Below are 20,892 nucleotides of genomic sequence, written 5' to 3'. Positions count from 1 at the left end.
GCACCAGACGCCGCGTGCTCGGCCGACAAGATCCGAAAGAGACGACCTAAGGCCCCGGGTGGGACATGAGCAGATCCGGACGAGGGGAGGAGCGTGGCGCCGAACCGAATCGGGCCGGCCGCTGCGAAAACGCGCTTCCTGATGACCGTACGTACGGCCATGGAACGGCAGGTGATCAGGCCGGGGCGTTGGGGCGGCGGATGTCCTCCGGGTAGGCCGTGGAGCGTACGGCGTCCTCGTAGCTGATGGTGCCCGCCGCGACGAGGGCGTTGATGCCGGTCTCCAGGGTCTGCATGCCGTCGCGGTGGCCCGTCGCGATCATGTTGCGGATCTGGCGGGTCTTGCCCTCGCGGATCAGGTTGCGGATCGCCGACGTGCCCACCAGCACCTCGAAGGCGGGCACCCGGCCCCCGCCGGTCCGGGGGATGAGCGTCTGGTTGAGGATGCCGACCAGGGTCTGCGCCAACTGCAGCCGGATCTGAGGCTGTTGCTCGGACGGGAACGCGTCGACGATGCGGTCCATCGTCTGCGAGGTGTCGTTGGTGTGCAGGGTGGCGAACACCAGGTGCCCGGTCTCGGCGATGGTCAGGGCCGCGGAGATGCTCTCCGGGTCGCGCATCTCGCCGAGGAGCAGGACGTCGGGATCCTCGCGCAGCGCCGAGCGCAGCGCGGCGGGGAACGAGTCGGTGTCGGTGCCGACCTCGCGCTGGCTGACCGCCGAGCGCTTGTGCCGGTGCAGGTACTCGATCGGGTCCTCGATGGTGAGGATGTGCACCGACCGGTGCGTGTTGACGTGGTCGAGGAGCGCCGCCAGGCTCGTCGACTTCCCCGAGCCGGTCGGCCCGGTGACCAGCACGAACCCGCGCGGCAGGCCCGCCCACCCGACGACGACCGGGGGGAGCCCGAGCTGCTCGTACGAGGGCACGTCGTACGGGATGATCCGCAGGGCCAGCGCCGACGCGCCGCGCTGCACGAAGGCGTTCCCGCGCAACCGGGCCTTCTCCCCCCAGCTGAACGCGAAGTCGACCTGCTTCTCCTGGCGGAAGCGTTCGGTGAGCTCCTTGCCCAGCACCCCGGTCACCAGGTGATCGGCCTCCGGCTCGGTCAGCGCGGCCCCCTCGACCGGTCGCAGGGCGCCGTCGACGCGGAGGAACGGCGCCGACCCGGCGGTGAGCAGCAGGTCGCTGCCGCCCCGCTCCCAGAGCTCACCGAGCAGGTGGTCGATGACTGCGGAACTCGGCCCGGACATGCTGGTCTCCAAGGTGGTGTCTGTGCTCATGGCAGGACCGTCCACTGCTTGACGGTGCCCGCGTGGCCGTCGAAGGCCACGGAGGCCCGGACGAGGGGGTTGGCCAGCAGGTCGATCCGGGTGCCGGTCAGGCGCTCGGTCGCGCCGCCGCTCCCGGCGCTGACGGCGTAGGTCACGGTCAGCCCGGCCAGCTGGGAGGCCTGGGTCAGGCCGCACGCCGCCAGGTCGATGCGGTCGGTCACCGGGCCGCTCGACCCGGGCCGGACCGGCACGTCCAGGGCGTGCTCGGCGCCGGTGCAGGTACTGCCGGGGAAGTCCACCGATACCTTCACCGACTCCACGTCGCCGTCGTCGTGGTGCGCCACCTGCAGGACTACGTGGTCCAGCGGTCCGGTCGCGGCCGGTGCCGGTGCCGGCGGGGCGTAGCCGCCGAACGTGACGGAGGCCCTGCCGCCGCCGGGGACGGTGGCGTCCGTGACGTCGACGGGCGCGCCGGGCGCCGGGGGAGTGAACCCGGTGAGCGCGGTGACCGACGCCGGTCTCGCGCTCACGGCCGGGTAGGCCGTGAACAGCACCGGCTCCGGTGGGATGCCGATCACGGGGCGGAGGTATCCGGCGGCCGGGCTGATGCCGAGGGCGATCGTCCGGGCGATGATGCCGCGGGTGACGACCTGCGAGCCGACCTGGCTCATGGACAGGTCGACGGCCGCGGTAGGCGCGTAGACGGTGCCGTTGATCAGGAGGCGGCTGTGATCGCCCGCCCTGTCGGCGCCGTCGGTCGACTTCAGCACCGCGCAACCGCTGCCCTCGGTGAGGCACCCGGACAGCGCCCTGATGGACGGGGCCCGGAACACGATGCCGAGCTCGACGCCGTCGAGCCGGTCGGCGGCGCCGGTACTTCCCGCGCCCGACTTCACCGCATAGTCGACGAGGAGCTTGGCCACCTGGTCTTCCCTGGTGACCCCGCAGGCGCCGAGGTCGACCACGTCGACACCGAGTGCCCCTGCATGGCTGGCCAGGGGGTGGTTCGCGTCGCAGGCGGTGCCGGTGCCGGAGACGGCCAGCGAGGCCGTGGGCGGCGCCGCCGCCGGCGAGGGCGGTGTCGTCGGCGCAGGCGGTTCCGGGGTGGTGTCGTCGTCCTGGTGCGCCACGCGCAGCACGACCTTGTCGATCACCGACCCTGCCGGCAGGGCCGGCGTCGCGAACGCGCCGAGCCGGATCGACGCGGACGGGGTGGCCGCGGCCAGGGTCGCGTTCGCGGTGGCGCCGTCGATCGCCTGCGCGTTCGCCGGGGCGAGGAACGCCGCGGAGGCGGGCGCCGCGGTGCTGATGGCCGTGGTGGGCCGCACGGGGAGCGGGGACCGGTGGACCAGCTCCAGGGCGACTCCGTCGAGCTGAGCGGTGGCGCCGGTGCTGCCGGCGCCGAGGGCGGCGGTGTAGGTCACGACCAGGCCGGTCAGCTGGGCGGGGTCGGTGAGCCCGCAGGCGGCGACCAGGTCCACGGTGTCGGTGGCCAGGGAGTCCTGGTGCGTCGCGAGCTTCTCCGGGGTGCAGGGGCGGGGCAAGCCGGGCCCGGTCAGGGTGACCGAGACCGCCGGCGGCGGTCCTCCGGCCGTCCCGGGATCCTCGCGGTGCGCGATGTGCAGCCGAGCCCCGTCCAGGACCGAACCGGGCGCCGCCGCAGGGGCTTCGTAGCCGCCGAGGACGATGGCGGCCGTCGGCGTGGTGACCGGGCCGAGCGTGGCGCGGGCCGTGGCGGAGCCGTCGATCGCCTTGGCGTCGGCCGCGCGGACGAACGTCGTGGACTCCGCGCTCGTCGCCGGACGGGGCGGCGGCAGGTCGTAGACGACCTCGAGCCACATGCCGTCCAGGGCAAGGGCGCCCGCGGCGCCGTCCACCTTCAGCCCGGCGGCGTAGGTGGCGGTCAGGCCGGTCAGCTGTGCGGGGTCCGTGACCCCGCACGCCTTCAGGTCGACACGGTCGTCGCCCGGGGTGGCCCGCGCGGTGAGCGGCAGGTTGGTGCACCCGCCTCCGCCGCCCGCGGGGGAGACGTTGATCCTGGGCGTCGCCGCGTCACCGGTCTCCTGGTGGGCCACGCGCAGCACGGCGGACACGATCGTCGAGCCCTGCGGCACGGGCGGCCGGCCGAATCCGTCCAGGGTGATCGACGCGGACCGGGCCGCCGCGGTCAGACCGGCGCCGGCCACCAGCGGGGCCGGCTGTTCGCCGATCTCCAGGGCGTTGTCGGGACCGGTACCGGGAGCGGTGAACCCGGTCGATGCACTCACGGCGGTCGGCTTGAACGTGGTCGGCGTGCGGTACGAGACCTCCAGCCAGATGCCGTCCAGGCGCTCCGTAGCAGTGGCGCCGCCGGTGTCCAGGCCGGCGGTGTAGGTCACTGACAGTCCGCCGAACCGAGCCGGGTCGGTGAGCCCGCACGCGCCCAGCAGGTCGATCGGGGGATCCGAGGCGAGCGCCGCGTGCCGGGGCAGCTCGTCGGTGCGGCAGGTGTCCGCTCCGACGGCCGTGGTGACCTTCACCGCGCCGGGGGCCTTCAGGTCGCCGTCGTCCGCGTGCTGGACGTGCAGCGTCGCGCCGGTGACGACCGAGCCGGGCGCCACCCGCGGGGTGAAGCCGGCGAGCTGCACCGAGGCCGACCGGCGTTTCGCCGGGTCGAGGACCGCGTCGGCCGTGCAGCCCGCGGTTCCCGTCGGCTGCGCACATCCGGGCAGGGTCGGCCGTTCGCCACCGGTCAGGGCATGGCCCGGGTTGGCGAAGCCGGAGTTCGTGACCACCGCGGTCGGCCTCAGGGTGTGCGAGGGCTTCGGCGGCTGGACCCCGTACACCGCCACGTGCTGCGCGTCCGGGGTCACCGGGGCGCACAGTTCGACGTGTCCACGGTCCACCTGGAACCGGCTGCCGCCGCCCATCATGACCTCTACGCCTTCGGGCCGCGTCTTGTCGCAACCGTCCGGGCTGGGGATCTTCGGGCGGGCAGCGGCTCCGGGGTCCCAGCCCGCCTGGGTGCCGCCGACCACGCTGACCGTGGGATCGTCGACCGTCCAGACCGCGGTGGCGGCGTTGGCGGCGGCGCCGGTGAAGGTGAAGTCGAAGTAGTAGACACCCGGCTGGAGCCACACGACGACGCCGGGGCACTCACCCCCGGTGAGGCGGGTGAGGGCGCGGGCGTCGTCGTAGTACCCGGGCTGCAGGCGCACCAGCCAGGCACCGGCGGCGGGGCACGCGGGCACCGCCCGCCGGACCGGGACGGCCGTCGCGGGCGGGGTGTAGTCCGGGTCGGCGCCCACGACCGCGTCGGCGGGTGCCGGCGGGGTGTTGTTGGCGCAGGCGCGCACGTACGGAGCCTGGTTCGAGGACAGTTGGGTCTGCGACACGGCACCGGAGCAGTTGCCGACGGCGGACACGTCGCCCGACACCACCATAGAGCCGCCGGAGCCGGTGGTGATGTTCGAGCGGGAGAACACGCTGCCCTGCACGCGCAGGCCGCGCGTGGTCACGCTGATGCCGTCCGCCGCCGCCTGGCCCAGGCTGAGCAGGGCGTCCTGTGGCTGGGTCGCGCGCGTGGCCGCGGGAGACGCGTTGAGGGGGTCGCAATGGACGATCATCTGCCGCCCGTTGATCGGCGGGGCGGTGTAGTCGGCGCAGGGGTTGCCCTGCGAGAAGTTCTTGATTGCGAGCTGCGTGGCACCGTCCGCGCTGTAGTCCCGCTTGCCCTGGTCGGCGTACGCGTTCGCGGCCCTCAGCCCGGTGCCGGCGAAGGACAGGACCGACACGGCGACAAGGCTGAAGACGACGATGAAGGCCAGCGCCAGGATCAGCGTCGCGCCCTGTTCGTCTCGGCGCAGACGGCCGTTGCCGCGCAGGGGGCGCGGAGTCAGACGGCGCGGATTCAGGCGGTGCGGTTCCGGACGGCGTGGATCCGGGCGGCGCCGATTCAGGCGGCCCGTCATGACGCGCTCGATCGTCGGACTGCGGTGAGGGCCGTCGCGGGTGCGGCGGGGGCGCTCTGCACGGTCAGCGTTACCTCCATGGGCGAGGTGCACGAGGTCTCGGCACCGCAGGTCAGAGTCACCGGATCGGGCGATGAGGTGGCGTCGAAGCGGCCCAGCACCGTGGTGACGACGCCTCCGTCGGTGCACTTCACCCGGGTGAGGGAGCCCGTCGGCTTGTCGTAGGCGTAGACGATGTCGGTGCCGGGCCGGCCCAGGTGGACGATCACCTCGGCAACCCCGCATGCGGGTTCGGTGGTGACGCTGTCGGCGCTCCGCACGTCGCCGTAGAAGTAGCGGTTGAGGGTTCCCGCCGCGCTGGTGGCGGCCACCCGCTTCTCGGTGCCGACCATGAACCGCAGTCCGAGGATGATCGCCTGGGGCAGCAGTGCCCCGATGATCCCCAGGATGACGATGGTGACCAGCAACTCGGTCAGGGTGAACCCCGCCTCCGACTCCGAGCTCGACTCTGACCTCAACTCCGGGCGCCCGGTTGGCTGTTGTGTCGTCATGACAGCATCGCCTCCCGCTTGACCACTTCGAGGGTCACGTCCCTGACGGGGCGCGGACCGGTCGAGTGCACGGTGAGCGTGATCTTCTGCACTCCGGTGTCGGCCGTCGGGCAGGCCCGGCCGAACGCACCCACCCCGTCCCAGTACTCGACCTCGACGGTCACGGTGTACCCGGCCGGTGGCGCCGGAGTCTCGTAGCCGCCGGCGCAGGACACGTACGGGGCGCCGACGACCTTCTCGGCGGCGCTGCGGACGACCGAGTCGGCGCTGGTCACCTTCTGCTGAGTGACCGAGCTGATCATCGCGGTGCCCATGCCCCCGAGGATGGCCACGAAGGCAACGCCTATGAGCACGACGGCGACGAGCACCTCGATCAGGGTCTCGCCCTCTTCGCCGCGGTGGCGCCACGGGTGGCGCCGCGGGCGGTGTGCGGGGCCGGTCACTGGACGTTGACCTGGTTGAAGACGCCGTAGATCGCCGAGAGGAGGGCGACGGCCACGAACCCCACGACGACCCCGACCATGATGACCATGGCAGGCTCGAACAGGCTGGTCAGCCGCTTGAGTTTGTGCTGCAGTTCCTTCTCGTAGAACTCCGACACGTTTTCGAGCTGGTCGTCGAGGGTTCCGGTCTCTTCCCCCACGCGCATCATCTGGGTGACCGCGCCGGGAAACAGCTTGGTCCGGGCGATCGGCCGGGACATGCCGCCACCTTCGAGCATCTCCGTCCGGGCCGTCGCGATGGACCGTTCGTACACCCGGTTGTTGGCGCCCGAGCTGGCCAGGTTGAGCGCCTCCGGGATGGGGACGCCGGCCTTGATCATCGAGGTCAGGATGCGGCAGAACCGTTCGATGACCATGTAGCGGACCACGTCGCCGACCACCGGCATCGCCAGCAGGAAACGGTCGCGCAGGAGCCGTCCGCGCTCGGTCCGCAATCCGGCGATCACCGCAATGACGAGCACGAGGAGCACGCCGGCGATGACCGGGTACCACGCCGTGACGAAGTCGGTGAAGCCCAGCAGGATCCTTGTCGGTAGCGGCAGTTCCGCGTTGAAGGACTCGAAGAACACCTTGAAGCGGGGCAGTACGAACAGGACGAGGACGAGGACGACCGCGAGGGCCAGACCCATCACCAGGCCCGGATAGGTCAGGGCGGAGCGGATGCTGCGCCGGGCCTCGACGTCGCGCTCGATGTAGCGCCCCAACTGAGCCATCACCACGTCGAGTTCACCGGTGGCCTCGGCAGAGCGGAGGACGGAGACGTAGAACGCCGGGAGCGCCTTCGAGTGAGTGGCCATCGCGCCGGCGAAGCTTTCGCCGAACCGCAGCGAGTCCATGACGTCGACGAGCACCTGGCCCAGCTTCTTGTCCTTGGTCTCGGCGCGGATGATCTCCAGGGCGTCCAGGATGGGCACGCCGGCCTTGATGAAGGCGGCCATCTGGCGGGAGAAGTTGCTCAGTTCGACCAGGTCGACCTTGGCCGCGGTGAGTTCGAGCTGGAGCAGGTTGCGGCCCTCGGCCTTGACCGACTGCACCTCGTAGCCCTGCCGGGTCAGGCTCTCGGTCACGCCGTCGACGCTGGAGCCCTTGAGCACACCGGTGGCGCGCTTCCCGTCCGGGCCGACCGCGACGTACTTGAAGGTGGCCATGCCGGTTTTCTCCTGGGTTCCAGTGTCAGCGGTCAGCGTCGTCGGGTCGTCGGGTCGGCAGGTCGTCGGTTCGGCGGTTTTCGAGTGCGGTTTTCGAGTGCGGTGTTCGGGTACGGCCTAGACCACGTACACGCTGGACATGATCTCGGCGATGGTGGTGACGCCCTCCTCCACGAGACGGACGCCTCCGTCCAGGAGGCTGTCCATGTGCTCCTCGCGGGCGGTCCTGCGCAGGCTGTCGATCGACGCGTTCTCGACGAGCAGCCGCTTGACCGCGTCGCTCATCACGAGCAGTTCGAAGACGCCGATCCGGTCCTGGTAGCCGGTCCGGGAGCAGAAGTTGCAGCCCCGGCCCTGCCAGAACTCGGCGTCGGTCGACCCGCCGGCCTTGGCGAAGAAGGCCAGTTCGTCCACGCCCGGCCGGTAGGGCTCGCGGCACTGGTCGCAGATCCGCCGCACCAGTCGCTGGCTGACCACCCCGGAGACCGTGGAGGTGATCAGGAACGGTTCGATGCCCATGTCGGCGAACCGGTGCAGCGCGGAGCAGGCGTCGCCGGCGTGGATGGACGAGAGGACGAAGTGGCCGGTGAGCGCGGACTCGACCGCGATCCGTGCCGTCTCGGCGTCCCGGATCTCGCCGATCAGGATCACGTCGGGGTCCTGCCGGAGGATCGAGCGGAGCCCGGTCGCGAACGAGATGCCCGCCTGGTCGTTGATCTGGATCTGGTTGACCGAGGGGAACACGTACTCCACCGGGTCTTCGATGGTGGTGATGTTGCGCTCGCTCTGGTTCAGCTCGCCGAGCGTGGCGTACAGGGTGGTCGTCTTGCCGCTGCCGGTCGGTCCGGCGCAGGCGACCATGCCGTACGGGGAGCGCAGCAGGGAGGAGAACCGTTCGTAGGTCGCCGCGGGCATGCCGAGCTCGCCCAGCCGGTACAGCGTGCGGTTCCGGTCGAGCAGCCGGAGCACGGCCTTCTCGCCCCAGATGGTGGGGGTGGTCGCCACCCGGATGTCGACCGATCTGCCGTCGATCTCGGTGGCGATCTGCCCGTCCTGCGGGCGCCGCCGGTCGACGATGTTCATGTTGGCCATGATCTTGATCCGGCTGACCACGGAGGGGCCCATGTTCTCCGGCAGGCTCAGCACGTCGTGCAGCGCGCCGTCGATGCGGTACCGGACCCGCACTCGGTCGGCGTGCGGTTCGATGTGGATGTCGGAGGCCCGGTCGCGCAGACCCTGGGTCAGCATGAGGTTGACCAGGTGCACGACAGGGGCGTCCTCGCTGACCACCCTGGCGCCGGAAGTGGCGTTGCGGCCGGTCTCGGTGGCCTCGAAGGCCTCGACCAGGCTGCCGGCCCCGGACAGCGCCCGGTAGGCGCTGTCGATCGAGCGCCGGATGTCCGAGGGGGCCGCGATCGCCAGCTGTACCCGGTCCGGCGCGACGGCCCGGCCGACCTCGTCGAGCACGCGCGGGTCACCCGGGTCGCCCGCCGCGATCAGCAGCGTGCCCTCGGACCGCCGTACGCCGACGACGCCCAGCGAGCGGGCCAGTGCCTCCGGCACCCGGGCGGCCGCTTCAGGATCGGGTTCGCTCTGGCGCAAGTCGGCTACCGGTACGCCGAGTTGAACGGCCAGGGCCTCGATCAGTGACCGCTCGTCGACCATGCCGAGTTCGACCAGCAGGGCGCCGAGCCGCTTGCCCGACGCCGACTGCTGCAGGAGTGCCTCGTCCACCTGTGCGGGGACGAGCTGCCCGCGCTGCACCAGGAGTTCCCCGATGCGCGGCTGCTTCTGCCGTTCGGACGAAGACGGTGCCGCTCCGGACGTCACGTCCCGGGCGGGTTCGTCCGCCGGGGCCGTGGTCGGAGACGGCGTGGATCCGATGGCTCCCTCGGGCAGGGTGCCGTCCTCGCCCGCAGGACTCGTCGTCGCCGCGCGGCGCCGGAGAAAACGGCCATTCGCCAAGGAACCCACCCCTTTCGCACATCCAGAACAGCGGCCGATGAAGAACCGCGAGTCCATGCGTGGTGTCATCAGCTGCTGACTAATCAGCCGCAGACTACAACACCCCGGTACACCGTCATCTGGGAGGTCTCGATGGAGTTGGCCCTTGTCAGCCCAGTACTCGATAAGTAGTCTACCGCTGATTAATCAGGCTGTTACTACAACGTGACTTGGCTTTCTGGCCGGTCGCCGTAGATGGAGAAAGATGTTCACAAACCTGCAAGGCACGTTGCGTCGGCAAATGCGTGCACGGAACGAGACCGCGGAAGCCGGCTTCACGCTCGTCGAGCTTCTCGTGGTCATCGTGATCCTCGGCATCCTGTCCGCCATCGTCGTCTTCTCCGTTCGCGGCATCAACGACAAGGGTCAGAGCGCGGCGTGCAAGACCGATAAGGCCACGGTCCAGACCGCGGAAGAGGCGTACTACGCCAACAACAACACGTACGCCACCGTGGCGAAGCTCGCGGAGGTCGGCTTCCTGTCCACGGCTTCGGAGTGGTACGAGCTCAAGGACCTCACCGTGAACGTGGTGACGCCGATACCCAACAGGGATGGTTGGACGAACCCCTGCGCGACCACCCCCTGATACGGGGTTCTCCTCACCGGACGTCGCCCGTAGGTGGTCGTCCCGTGATCGCGTCGGCCAGGTGGCAGCGGAAGCGCCGCCTGGCCGACCGTGCTGAGCGGCTGCTCGACTCATCCAGGTAGTGACGCGTACGTATGAGTACGGCACCATTGCGCCCATGTCATCCATGTTTGTCGTGATTATCGGCCTGTTGGGGCTCGCGGTCGGATCGTTCCTCAACGTCGCCGTCTCCCGCGTACCGGCCGGCCGCTCCGTCGTGCGGCCCGGCTCCGCCTGCCCGGGATGCTCCACGCCGATCGCGGCCCGGGACAACATCCCCGTCGTGTCCTGGCTCCTGCTGGCCCGGCGCTGCCGCGCCTGCCGGGTGCCGATCCCCGCGCGCTACCCGCTCCTCGAAGCGCTCACCGGGCTGCTCTTCGCCGCCGAAGCACTGCGCTTCGGCCCCTCGGCAGTACTCCCCGCCGCACTGGTATTCACCGCAGGACTACTGGCCCTGGCCGCCTGCGACGCCGAGCTGTTCCTGCTCCCTCTGCGGCTGGTCTACCCGACGCTCGGGCTCACCGCGGCCTGCCTGCTCGCCGCCGCGGCGGCCACCGGGCAGTGGTACCGGCTCGGCGTGACCGCGGCATGCGCCGTCGGCGCCTTCGCCGTCTTCTTCGCCCTGCACTGGGTGCGGCCGGCCTGGCTCGGATTCGGCGACGTGCGCCTGGCGGGCCTGCTCGGCACCGGGCTGGGCTGGTTCGGCCCGTGGTATCTCGTCCTCGCGGTGGTCGGCGGCAGCTTCGTCGGATTGCTGATGGGCCTCGGGCTCATGGCGGCGGGGCGAATGACCCGCGACACCCGCATTCCGTTCGGGGTGTTCCTCGCCGTCGGCGCCATCGCCGCGATCCTCGTAGGTGCTCCTGTCGTCCACTGGTACGAAAGTCTCAGCGACCCGTACGCGAACGCGACGGGTGTGCCGTTCACGACCGTCGGCCACCGCCCCTGACGCCCGGGCCGGACACCGGCCCGGAGGTGTCGACGAACCCGGAACGGCCCTGCTGGGCGTACCTACAGAGCTTCTGGTCGTACCTACAGCGCCGCGATCCGCACGGCCATCGAAGACTGTTACATCACACAACGGCAGGCCGTCCCGATTGGTAACCTGGTTACCATGGAGAAAGCTGACCGACCTGATCTGCCGTTGGCCGAGTGGATCGTGCTCGCCCTCGTGGCCGAACGACCGAGCCACGGCTTCGCCATCGCAGCCCTCACCGTGGAGGGCACGGACATCGGTGAGTTCTGGCACATCTCCCGGCCCATGGTCTACAGGTCGATCACGCGGCTGGTCGAGCGGGGGCTGATCACACCGGTCGGCACCGAGGAAAGCGATCGCGGACCGCAGCGCACGATCTACGCCGCCACCCGCACGGCGAAGACGGCCGTCAACCGGTGGCTGAGCGAGCCCGTGGGTCACCTGCGCGATATCCGTGCCGATCTCACGAGCAAATTCCTGCTGCTCCAGCGTCGCGACGTCAGCCCCGCGCGCCTGATCGAGCGCCAGCGGGTCGTCCTCGATGAGATCGAAGCGGCGCTGCACGTCAAGGAGCACGTCGGCGACCACGTCACCCGCGCGATCTACGCCTGGCGGCTGGACCTCGTCCACGCCGCGCGCCAGCTCCTCGACGCCGTCGACGTCGACGCGACGCGGCCGGCCGTCAAGGCGGGCTGACGCCGCACCGCGGTCGCCGGCGATGCGCGTGACGCAGCAAGAAGGACCCGGCAGCAAGAAGGCCCGGTGACCGCATCATCGCGATCACCGGGCCCTTCACTCACGTCAGTGCCTCATAGCCGGCCGTCGGAGACGGCTCGTCGACTACGGTTCGTCGGCTACGGCACCTCGACGACGGTCTCGCAGGAGCCGCCGGACGCGATCGAGTCCGTGCCCGCGAGCGCCGGTCCGCCGTTGTCGTCCCCGGCGCAGACGTCCGTGTCGCTGCCGCCGGAGAGGATGTCGCTGCCGGCGCCACCGATCACGGTGTCGTTGCCGGAGCCGCCGGAGAGGGCGTCGTCGCCCGCCCCGCCCTTGACGGCGTCGTTGCCGCTGCCGCCGCTGATGGCGTCGTTGCCGTCACCGCCGTCGAGGTAGTCGTTGCCGCTGCCGCCGGATACGGCGTCGTTGCCGCCGAACGTGCAGATGGTGTCGTTGCCGCCGTTCCCGCTGACGGCGTCGTTCCCGTTGCCGGTCACGATCACGTCGGCGCCGCTCGTGCCGTTCACGATCCCGTTGCCGGTGATCGTGGCGGCGAGACCGTTGCAGCCGGCCGAGACGCTGATCGTCACGGTCGCGGTGTTCGAGTCGACCGTGCCGTCCGTCGCCTTGTACGTGAAGCTGTCGCTTCCGGTGTAGGCACTGGTGGGCTGGTAGCTGAACGAGCCGTCCGGGTTCAGCGCGAGGGTGCCGTGCGCCGGCCCGGTCACGAGGGAAGCCGTCAGCGTGTTGCCGTCGGGGTCCGTGTCGTTGCCGAGGACGCCGGGAGCGCCGACGACGAGCGAGGTGTCCGCACCGATGTGGCTGAGCGACTCGTTCGCGGCCGCAGGGGTCCGGTTCGTCGTGTTGAGCAGCACCGACGCGTCCTTGACGTACGCGGCCGAGCTGTTGCTGTTGGCCGTGACGACGTCGGGACGTCCGTCACCGTCGAGGTCGGCCACAGCCGTGCCCTGCGGGTTGAGGGCGCCGTTCAGCCCGAAGGTGATCGGGCTGCCGAAGGCACCCGTGCCGTCGCCCTCGAAGGCCAAGACCTCGGCCGTGCCGGCGCTGGACACGACCAGGTCGACGTGACCGTCGCCGTTCAGGTCGGACACCGACGAGGAGGTGAGGTTCGTTCCCGCCGACAGGACGTTCGCCGTGCCGAACGCGCCCGCACCGTTGCCGAGCAGGACCGCGACCTGTCCCGGTGAGCCGGGTGCCACGATGACGGCGTCCAGTTTGGCGTCCTCGTTGACGTCGGCGAGCTGGAGCTTGGACGGCAGGCTCACACCGGCCGAGACGCTCGACGCCGTGCCGAAGCCGCTGTTGCCGTCGCCCAGCAGCACGGAGACCGTGCCGGTCGACGTGTTCGAGGTGGTGAGGTCCAGGTGGCCGTCGCCGTCCAGGTCGGCGGCCGCGATGCCCTGCGGGCCGGTGCCGCCGTTCAGCCCGAGCTGGGTCGCGGCGCCGAACGTGCCGTCGCCGTTGCCGAGGACGACCGAGAGGTTGTTCGTGGTCGCGTTGGACGTCGCGAGGTCCGGCTTGCCGTCCTCGTCGAAGTCGCCCACGGTGACGTCGGCGGGGAAGCGCACGACACACGGGTTGTCGCCCGTGCTGTCGCACCCGGCCGTCGGGTTGAGCTGGACCACCGCTCCGGCGCCGAGGGCGCCGGTGCCGTCGCCGAGCCAGACCAGGGCGACGTTGCCGCGCGAGTCCTGGCTGACGACGTCCTGGTGGCCGTCGCCGTTGACGTCGCGGATCAGTGCAGAGCCGAGGAAGAGACTCGATGCGGTGCGGGGAGCCGCGTACTTGGTCACGGCGCCGAAGCTGCCGCCGCCCGAACCGAGGAACACGCCCAGGCCCTCGGCGCGGATGGCCGTGACGAGGTCCGGCTTCCCGTCGTTGTCGAGGTCGCCGATCGCGACGGCCGAGCTGCCGCGGCCGCTGTCACTGAGGCTGACCGCGGTGGCGAAGGCGGTCGTGTTGGTGCCGGCCGCCGAGGCCGGGCTGCCGGCCATCACGACGGTCGCCACCGCGAAGGCGAGTGCCGGAACGCGGAGCGACCGGCCGCGCGCGAGCGCGACGGAGCGGCCGTCCGGCGTGAAGTGCCGGCGTGGTGTTCTGCTCATGTGTGGGCCCCTCCTAAGGGCCTGATGACTAAGAGTCGGTACCGCGGCTGGCGGCTGCCGAGGGGGCACCGTGCTCGTGGGAGCAAGCGGTGCCCCGGTGGTCACCTATTGACGACCTCGTTGGCTGACGCTCCAACTTCTGCGCTGTGCGCAGTGCGGTACCCGGCCCCCGCCGCGGGATGCGCACCTCGGGGGCCGGGACCGTCGGCGGGCGGTGTTGGTGCCCGGCCGACGGTCCGTTGCCCAGTACTCCGGATCGCCTAGTAGCCGTAAGCGGCGAGGGTCGACTGGATGTTGTTGTTGATGTCCCACTGGTTGTTGAACAGGTCACCCCAGGCGGCCGCTGCGCCGGTGTTGCCGCCGGTCAGGGCGACGCCGTACTGCTCGATGTCCCCGTAGCCGGAGTACGCGCTGGCGCTGACCTCGGTCCACGTGTTGGGGTCGTTGCTCGTGGTGTTGTTCAGCGAGCTCGACGTCCAGCTCACGTTCACGACGTTCGACTTCGCGACGAGACCCAGCTGGGTGTTACCGCCTGCATTCGAGGTCACCGCGCCACGCACCTGGCTGATGCCCGATTCCAGGCGCACCTTGCATGCGGTACCCGCGCTATCGCACGCGCTTCCCCGGAACACGTTCTGACCCACACCGCTGTCGGTCCAGGTGAACCCGTTCTGGATCAGCGCCTGCTTGGACGCCGCGCCGAACGGCGCGGAGGCCGGGTCGGCGACCGCGACTCGGCGGCCACTGGTCCCGAGCCAGGTCACCAGGGCCGGGATGGTCGTGGGGGCGCCGCCGCTGACCGGCGTGGCGTCACAGCGAGGCGACTGCGCCTTGCCGTTGCCGCTGCCGTTGGCGTCCGCGCCGAACGGCAGCGGGGGGCTGCCGGCGTTGGACGGGTCGTCACCCTTGGTCGAGCCCGCCCAGCTACCGCTGCAGCTGTAGATCGCCAAGTGGCCGATTGCCACTGGGTACTTGGATCCAGCGTCGCCGTTGCACTCGACGCCTCCGCCCGCCGTGCACGTGCCACCGTCCGCGGTCGGGATGACCGCGTCCACGTTGGCCTCGTCCGCCGAGAGGAACGCGTCGACGTGCAGAGGCCCGTTGACGCAGTTGTTCGACGCCGCCGGGTTGCACGTGGTGTACGGGCCGGCGGCCTTCAGCTGCTGCCGCAGGCTTCCGGACGTGATGCCGCGCATCGTCGTCGTGTCGACCGCCGGCTTGTTCCAGAATCCGCCGGTCTGCGACGCGGCGTTGGCCGTGAAGGCCGTGAACGACTCAAGGGTCTGGATCGTGGGTCGCATGTCCTTCAGCGCGGGGTACATGTTGTTCGCGACGCCGACCTGCGCATCCGTCGTTGCGAACACCGTCGGCGCCGCGGCGGTGACCAGCGCCGTGGTGAGGGCACCCACCGCGAAGGCGTTCCGCAGCCGGCGCATGGCGGTGCGGCCGGAGTTCGGGGCGCTCCAGGTGCGCCTGGACTGTCGTTGCATTTGCTACTCCTCATAGATCTGATGGACGGCTGCTGCCGTCGGCTCACCTCGCCGGCGTGAAAAGGCAAAGGGTCGATACGCCTAGGCATCTGCGAGGTTTTCCGGCATGGCTGTGCCGCACATGCCGAATGGTGCGCAGTCGGGCGCCCAGTAGTCAATCATTGACAACCGTGCTCGCTGTGGATGTAATGCACCTATCCAGCCTGCAGCGGGCCGGCGGCCAGTGCCGTCGGTCCGCTGCAGCACGCACGGAAGAGGCCGGCGGCACGATGAGCAGAGGCGTGGAATGGCACTGTTGAGCAGACTGTCCGGCTCACGCGCGGTCAGGCGGAGTGTTCTGGTGATCGCGGTGGTGGCGGTGGCGCTGGCCGTCGTGGTGCTCGCGCGCGGCGGGTGGGGTTCGGCCGCTGAATCCAAGCGGCCCGACCAGGCGTGGTGCACGCCGGGCACCCCGCGCACCGCGCTCTGCCCGAACAGCAAGGTGTTCGACGCGAAGGAGTACACAAGCCACGGCGCCGCCTTCGAGTGCGTCAACTTCGCCAATCAGGCGGATGCCCAGGCGGTGCTGCGGGCCGACCCCGGCGACCCGAACCACCTTGACGACGGAGGCGGCGTCGCGTGCCGCGGACTGCCGGAGCCGCGCGACATCAAACCGGTCACGAGCACCGCAGCATGCGGTCCCGCCGACATGCGCAGCGCGCGCTGCCCGCAGCCGGAGCAAGCCTTCGACGCCCGCTATTTCCTGCGTTACGGCAATGACGCCTACGACTGCCCGGACTTCGCCAGCCAGGCGGACGCACAGGCGGTCCTGCGCTTCGCGCCGGCCGACCCGAACCACCTCGACGGTGACGGGAAGGGCATCGCGTGCCCGGACCTGCCGGGCCCCAAGGACGTCAAGCCGGTACGACGGTGAACCTCGTGACGCGGCCGACGAGGCAAGGGCTCGCGCGTGCGCTCGGGCTGGACGTGACCCATCGATTGAAGGAAGCCCGACTGTCATGACACCGGACCATCGCCTGTTCCCCTTGCGCGCCAGACGCCAGGACGGCTTCACGCTCGTCGAGTTGCTCGTGGTCATCGTGATCCTGGGCGTCCTCGCCGCCATCGTGGCGTTCGCCGTCAGGGGCATCGGCGACAAGGGCACCAAGAGCGCGATCGCCGCGGACGCGGCCAGCCTGCGCACAGCGGAGGAGTCCTTCTGCGCGAAGCACGGACGCTACGGGACGGTCGAGGACCTGACGGCCGATGGGCTGCTGACCGGCGAACCGGTCTACCACATGGTCGTGGTCGGCGAGGAGAACAAGTGCGGCCGGGGCGCGAAGTCGTCCTTCGTGCTGAACGACACCTCCACACCGATGGAGAGCGTGAAGGACGCGATCCAGGTGGGCCAGAACCCGACCGACGTCGCCGTCGACGAGAAGGCCGATCGCGTGTACGTCGTGGCCGGCGTCGGCAACAACGTGACTGTGATCGACGGCAAGACCGACGCTGCGATCGGTGCTCCGATCGACCTCTCCGGCGCCGGCGTGACGAACCCGAACCGCATCGCGGTCGACCCCGGCACGGGGCGGGTCTACGTCGGGGGTACGGGCGGGGTCGCGATCATCGACACAACCAATGCGAATCAAGTGACCAGCGTCGCCGCTTTCGGGACGACCGTCACCGGCCTGGCGGTTTCCCCCGAGAACGGCGACGTTTATGTCGCCAGCGGCGCCAGGGGCACCACGGAGGTCGCCTACATCGCTGCTGGTAGCTCGTCGGCGACGAAGATCCCACTCCCCGCTTTGGGGCTGGGGAACGAGTCAAATGGAGTCGACTTCGCCTTTGCCCCCGTGCACCACGAGGTGTACCTCGCGAAGTCGAATGTCGGCACCGGCGCTTCAGACGCCAGCCGCGTCGGCATCTACGTCATCTCGTCGCAGACCCACCAGGCCAAGCTCGTAGCGCCGTTCTCGACGAAGGCGAGCTGCAACACGGGCGGGGACTTCTTTGCGTCGAACTCCATTCGTAGCAGCATCGCCGTCGATCCGGGCCGCAACCGCGTCTACTTCCTTGCCAAAAGGTGCGTTCCGACCTCGAGGACGGCCGTCGCCACCACGATCGTCATGAACCCCAACGACGGTACCTACACCGCGATCGACGACCTGGGCGCTACATCCTCCCTCGCACACACCGTGGTCTACAACGCGGCGGCAGGATCGGTCTACGTCTATTCGGCGGTCACCGGAACGCACTGCAACACCAAGGGTGGCCGCATAGATCGAATCGTCGAGAAGACGGTTACGGGGCAAGTGTCGGTCTGCGCGGCGTCAAATGATGCCCTCGGTAACCCGTTGCACAAGGTCGTGATGCTGAAGGACTTCAACAGGCTCTTCATCGCTCAAGACGGTGTCATGGGCACGGGCGGCCTCGGTGTGGCCAATGGCGGCACCCTGCTGACACAAGCTTCGCTCGGCGCGCCCCGCCAGTTCTCCTCGGTGGCCACGAACAACACCACAGGCAAGGTGTACGCGGTCGAACCGGACAAGGGAACCGTCGCCGTGTTCCGGGCGGGACCGGCCTAGGACCATGCCAGAGCAGCCACACACCCTCCACCAGGGCCGGGTCCACCGGCTCCGACCGATTCGTCGTACCGCCGTCGCGGTGGTCGGCGTGATCGCGGTGATCACGCTGACCGCGTGCGCCGGCAAGGAAGCCCCGAAGCACACGTTCGACGTCACTCCGTACGTGCAGAAGGGACACGTGGCCGACTGCGGCGCTTTCACGGCCCAGGCTGACGCGCAAGCAGTGCTGCGGGCGGATGCACTCGACCCGAACGGGCTCGACCGGGACGGTGACGGCATCGCCTGCCCGACCCTCCCCGGGCCGAAGGACAAGAAGCCGGTCCACCGCGACTTCATGACCGACGTGGACGGCGCGCCGATCACCGATCCGGCCAACCCGTCGCAGACGGAGTAGCAGAGGACCGTCGCGGCGCATCTCCCTCCCTCCCTTCTGTCCGGGGGGAGGGAGAGGCGTATCTGCCGACCGGTGGAACTCATTCCTCCGCGCGTCGCAGGGCGGTGCGGACGCCCGTGACGACCACGGTGACCAGGCAGAGGGCGATCACGGTTTCGGCCCACAGGAAGGCGTACCAGTCCAGCACGCAGCCGATCGGGGGTGTGCCGGGGGCGTTGTTCCGCAAGGCCGAGAGGGCGAACAGGGTGGCGGCCATCCAGCCGAGGGCGGCCCAGACGAGGCCTTCCTCGCGGGTCGCCACGTACCAGGCCCCGATGAGCACGGATGCCGCCAGTGCCCACATCACGACCATCATGAAGACCGTGAAGACGAGCAGGCTGCCCGATCGGGACAGCCCCAGTGCCAGGCCGGCTGCCTCGGGCCCGGACGGGACGGGTGTCGCGGAGATCGAGAAGAGCGTGTCGTCGTTGGTGAACATCACCCGTACCGGCACCTCCTTGCCGTCCAGCTGAGCCCAGAATTCGATGTCCGGTTTGTACGTGTCGAACGGGTAGTCGCTGATCGAGCCGTCCGTTACGGCGACCTGCACGTCCCGGATCGTGACCCGCTCGTGCGCCGTGAACTCCAGGTCACCGAGGGTCTGCGCGGAGGTCTGGAGGCGGAGATCGCCCACCGGGGCGGACCCGTCCTCCTCGCCGAGGGCGCCGCGCGGGGTGACCCGGACCCGCAGTGCCAGCTCTCTGGCCGCGGCGTCCACGCGCTGGACTCCGGCCTCCACGTCCACCCGGTCGGCGGCCTGGGAGCCGACCGTGTGGACCGTGTCGAGCGTCTGCCGTTCGGTGAACTGCAGCCACGAGCCCACGGCCACCGCCACCACGATCAGGAACGCGAGGGGCAGCAGGACCGGCAGGAGGGAAGCCCCCGAGCGTGGTGGGGAACGGCTCAGGGAGCGGTTTCGAACACGGGCGGTTCGAGGTTCTTCAGGCATGCGGTGTCCGGCGCGTCCGGGGTCTCGAAGAACGAGACGGCGATCTCCTGGGCGCACTTCGAGGTGGCGATCACCACGTGCGGCTCGTAGGGGATCGTGACCACCTCGGCCTTGCTGAGGGTGCGGGCCACGTACGGGCCGTTGTCCGCCCCGGTCTGCGCGTCGAAGGCACCCGACAGGGCGAGGGTGGGGATGTCGCCGCTCGTCACGTCCCGGATCGAGCGCGGGGCCGCGGGGATGTTCCAGGTGTCGCAGTCCGGATGGAGGAAGGTGAGCAGCGGGGCCTGGGCCTGCACCGAGCGGGGGAAGGACGGGAACTCCTTCTGCCCGCCGCGGAGCGCCGCGTCCTTGTTCTCGTACGGGGTCCACTCGCTGCAGAAGACGCCGTAGCTGAGACCGTGCGACACCACGCCGATGCCCTTGGGGTTGAGCCGCCAGCCGGCCCACTGCTGGGCGATGCGCTGCGGGTTGCCGTTCGCCAGCTCGTCGAGGGAGAGGGGTACGGCCTCCGCCGTGTGGGTGGCGGACGTCAGCCAGTTCACCAGGGTCCCGCCGTCGATCACCACCTTCACCGGCTTGTCGCTGCCGGGGACGGTGACGGTGGTGGTGACCGGCTTGGCTTCGAGGTCGCTGACGAGCTTCTCGAAGGTGGCTTTCAGGTTCGGGAAGCGCTCGTTGCAGGCCGGCTGGTCCGCGCAGGCCTTGAACAGGCCGTCGACGCCCTGGCGGAAGCTGCTCCAGGTCGAGGCCGAGCCGGACCTGGACGGTGGCAGGATGCCGTCGATGCCCACCGAGCGCAGGCCCTCGGGATGCAGCCGCATGGAGGCCAGCGCCAGGTGGGTCCCGTAGGAGATGCCGTACAGGTTCCACTGCTCGATGCCCAGCGCCGTGCGCAGGTCGGCGTAGTCGGCGGCGCTCTCGGTGTCGTTGTAGGCGCCGAGGTCGATCCCGCGCGCCGCGAGCTTGTCGCGGCAGGCCTTCGTGGCCTCGACGTGCAGGCGTTCGGTGGACGGAGCGTCGTAGACGAGGCCGACCACCCGTCCGTTGAACTCGTCGATGTTGGGGCAGAGGAGCTCCGGGTCGGCCGAGTACGTACCGCGCTGGGACATGAAGATCACGTCGCGGTCGCGGTTCAGACCACCGTCGACCGCCAGCTTGACCTCCCCGACGGCGTCGTCGCCCGGACCGCCCGCGAGCCAGACGATGGGGTCCGGTTTCGGTGTGGCGGCCGTGGCGGCCACGATCGCGACGGCGAGATCGATCGTCCGGCCGCCCGGCTTGTCACGGTTCTCGGGCACGGTGAGCGTTCCGCAGCGGGCCCCTTCGAGCTCCTCGACCGGCTCCACCGTCTTCGGGCACGGGCCGGGCTCGTAACGGGCATCGCCCACCGTGCGGGCGGTCGTACCGATCGGCGCTCCGGGGCTGGTGTCGGAGCGGGACCCGGCCTGGGCGGGGGCGGTGAGCAGGCCGGTGACGAGGAGACCGGCCGCTATCCCGGCCGACGGGGCTAGGAGCCGTCGTACGGTGCGCCTACGACGGGACGCGGGGTGGCGGGTCGTCTGCGGGCGGGTCATCTGCTCTCCCGG

General features: G+C 70.2%; 16 protein-coding genes. 6 read left to right on the top strand and 10 right to left on the bottom strand.

Annotated features, from left to right (window positions below):
- Positions 1-175: 175 nt before the first annotated feature.
- The 6 genes from ACFWNV_RS01175 to ACFWNV_RS01150 all read right to left on the bottom strand — a co-directional run bounded on the left by ACFWNV_RS01175 (position 176) and on the right by ACFWNV_RS01150 (position 9,387).
- Positions 176-1,279, bottom strand: coding sequence for a type IV pilus twitching motility protein PilT (locus tag ACFWNV_RS01175; protein WP_383938553.1), 1,104 nt, complete (start codon positions 1,277-1,279; stop codon positions 176-178).
- Complete coding sequence (locus tag ACFWNV_RS01170; protein WP_383938550.1) at positions 1,276-5,220, bottom strand: hypothetical protein; 3,945 nt, start codon at positions 5,218-5,220, stop codon at positions 1,276-1,278. The genes ACFWNV_RS01175 and ACFWNV_RS01170 overlap by 4 nt, the downstream gene beginning before the upstream one ends.
- The gene (locus ACFWNV_RS01165) at positions 5,217-5,771 is read right to left on the bottom strand and encodes a type II secretion system protein (RefSeq protein ID WP_383938547.1); all 555 of its coding nucleotides are present in this window, start codon (positions 5,769-5,771) and stop codon (positions 5,217-5,219) included. The genes ACFWNV_RS01170 and ACFWNV_RS01165 overlap by 4 nt, the downstream gene beginning before the upstream one ends.
- Entirely contained in the window at positions 5,768-6,214 is a 447-nt protein-coding gene (locus ACFWNV_RS01160) for a prepilin-type N-terminal cleavage/methylation domain-containing protein (protein WP_383938544.1), read from the bottom strand. Before ACFWNV_RS01160 ends, ACFWNV_RS01165 begins: the two co-directional genes overlap by 4 nt.
- Complete coding sequence (locus ACFWNV_RS01155) at positions 6,211-7,422, bottom strand: type II secretion system F family protein (protein WP_383938541.1); 1,212 nt, start codon at positions 7,420-7,422, stop codon at positions 6,211-6,213. Before ACFWNV_RS01155 ends, ACFWNV_RS01160 begins: the two co-directional genes overlap by 4 nt.
- 117 nt (positions 7,423-7,539) lie before the next feature.
- Complete coding sequence (locus tag ACFWNV_RS01150; RefSeq protein WP_383938538.1) at positions 7,540-9,387, bottom strand: GspE/PulE family protein; 1,848 nt, start codon at positions 9,385-9,387, stop codon at positions 7,540-7,542.
- 280 nt (positions 9,388-9,667) lie between these two features.
- On the opposite strand from ACFWNV_RS01150, the gene ACFWNV_RS01145 reads away from it, so the two are divergent.
- From ACFWNV_RS01145 to ACFWNV_RS01135, 3 genes are all read left to right on the top strand, one after another.
- Positions 9,668-10,012, top strand: a complete 345-nt coding sequence (locus ACFWNV_RS01145; protein WP_383938535.1) for a type IV pilin protein — start codon at positions 9,668-9,670, stop codon at positions 10,010-10,012.
- A gap of 157 nt (positions 10,013-10,169) precedes the next feature.
- Positions 10,170-11,000: a prepilin peptidase gene (locus ACFWNV_RS01140; RefSeq protein WP_383938532.1), complete on the top strand. Its 831-nt coding sequence runs from the start codon at positions 10,170-10,172 to the stop codon at positions 10,998-11,000.
- A gap of 165 nt (positions 11,001-11,165) precedes the next feature.
- Positions 11,166-11,723 (top strand): PadR family transcriptional regulator, encoded by a 558-nt coding sequence (locus tag ACFWNV_RS01135; RefSeq protein WP_383938529.1) that lies wholly within the window; start codon positions 11,166-11,168, stop codon positions 11,721-11,723.
- A 158-nt stretch (positions 11,724-11,881) separates the two neighbouring features.
- Here ACFWNV_RS01135 and ACFWNV_RS01130 read toward each other — a convergent pair whose 3' ends face one another.
- The gene (locus tag ACFWNV_RS01130; RefSeq protein ID WP_383938526.1) at positions 11,882-13,870 is read right to left on the bottom strand and encodes an FG-GAP-like repeat-containing protein; all 1,989 of its coding nucleotides are present in this window, start codon (positions 13,868-13,870) and stop codon (positions 11,882-11,884) included.
- 260 nt (positions 13,871-14,130) lie between these two features.
- Positions 14,131-15,360: a molybdate ABC transporter substrate-binding protein gene (locus tag ACFWNV_RS01125; RefSeq protein WP_383938523.1), complete on the bottom strand. Its 1,230-nt coding sequence runs from the start codon at positions 15,358-15,360 to the stop codon at positions 14,131-14,133.
- Between the two features lie 340 nt (positions 15,361-15,700).
- Here ACFWNV_RS01125 and ACFWNV_RS01120 point away from each other — a divergent pair, with 340 nt between their 5' ends.
- The 3 genes from ACFWNV_RS01120 to ACFWNV_RS01110 all read left to right on the top strand — a co-directional run bounded on the left by ACFWNV_RS01120 (position 15,701) and on the right by ACFWNV_RS01110 (position 18,318).
- Positions 15,701-16,273, top strand: coding sequence for a hypothetical protein (locus ACFWNV_RS01120; protein WP_383938520.1), 573 nt, complete (start codon positions 15,701-15,703; stop codon positions 16,271-16,273).
- 85 nt (positions 16,274-16,358) lie between these two features.
- Positions 16,359-17,924, top strand: coding sequence for a prepilin-type N-terminal cleavage/methylation domain-containing protein (locus tag ACFWNV_RS01115; RefSeq protein ID WP_383938517.1), 1,566 nt, complete (start codon positions 16,359-16,361; stop codon positions 17,922-17,924).
- Positions 17,925-17,928: 4 nt separating this feature from the next.
- Positions 17,929-18,318, top strand: coding sequence for an excalibur calcium-binding domain-containing protein (locus ACFWNV_RS01110; protein ID WP_383938514.1), 390 nt, complete (start codon positions 17,929-17,931; stop codon positions 18,316-18,318).
- 79 nt (positions 18,319-18,397) lie between these two features.
- Here the strand turns inward: ACFWNV_RS01110 and ACFWNV_RS01105 are convergent, their stop codons facing one another.
- Both ACFWNV_RS01105 and ACFWNV_RS01100 read right to left on the bottom strand, forming a co-directional pair.
- A complete protein-coding gene (locus ACFWNV_RS01105) occupies positions 18,398-19,306 on the bottom strand; it encodes a DUF4436 family protein (protein WP_383938511.1) in 909 nt (302 codons plus the stop codon).
- On the bottom strand, positions 19,261-20,880 hold the full coding sequence (locus ACFWNV_RS01100) for an alpha/beta fold hydrolase (protein ID WP_383938508.1): 1,620 nt from the start codon (positions 20,878-20,880) through the stop codon (positions 19,261-19,263). Before ACFWNV_RS01100 ends, ACFWNV_RS01105 begins: the two co-directional genes overlap by 46 nt.
- Positions 20,881-20,892 lie beyond the last annotated feature (12 nt).

It is taken from the genome of Streptomyces sp. NPDC058401 (assembly GCF_042722885.1).
Classification (GTDB): domain Bacteria; phylum Actinomycetota; class Actinomycetes; order Streptomycetales; family Streptomycetaceae; genus Streptomyces.
Note: the sequence above shows the minus strand (reverse complement) of the source record. Positions and strands in the feature narration are given on the sequence as shown.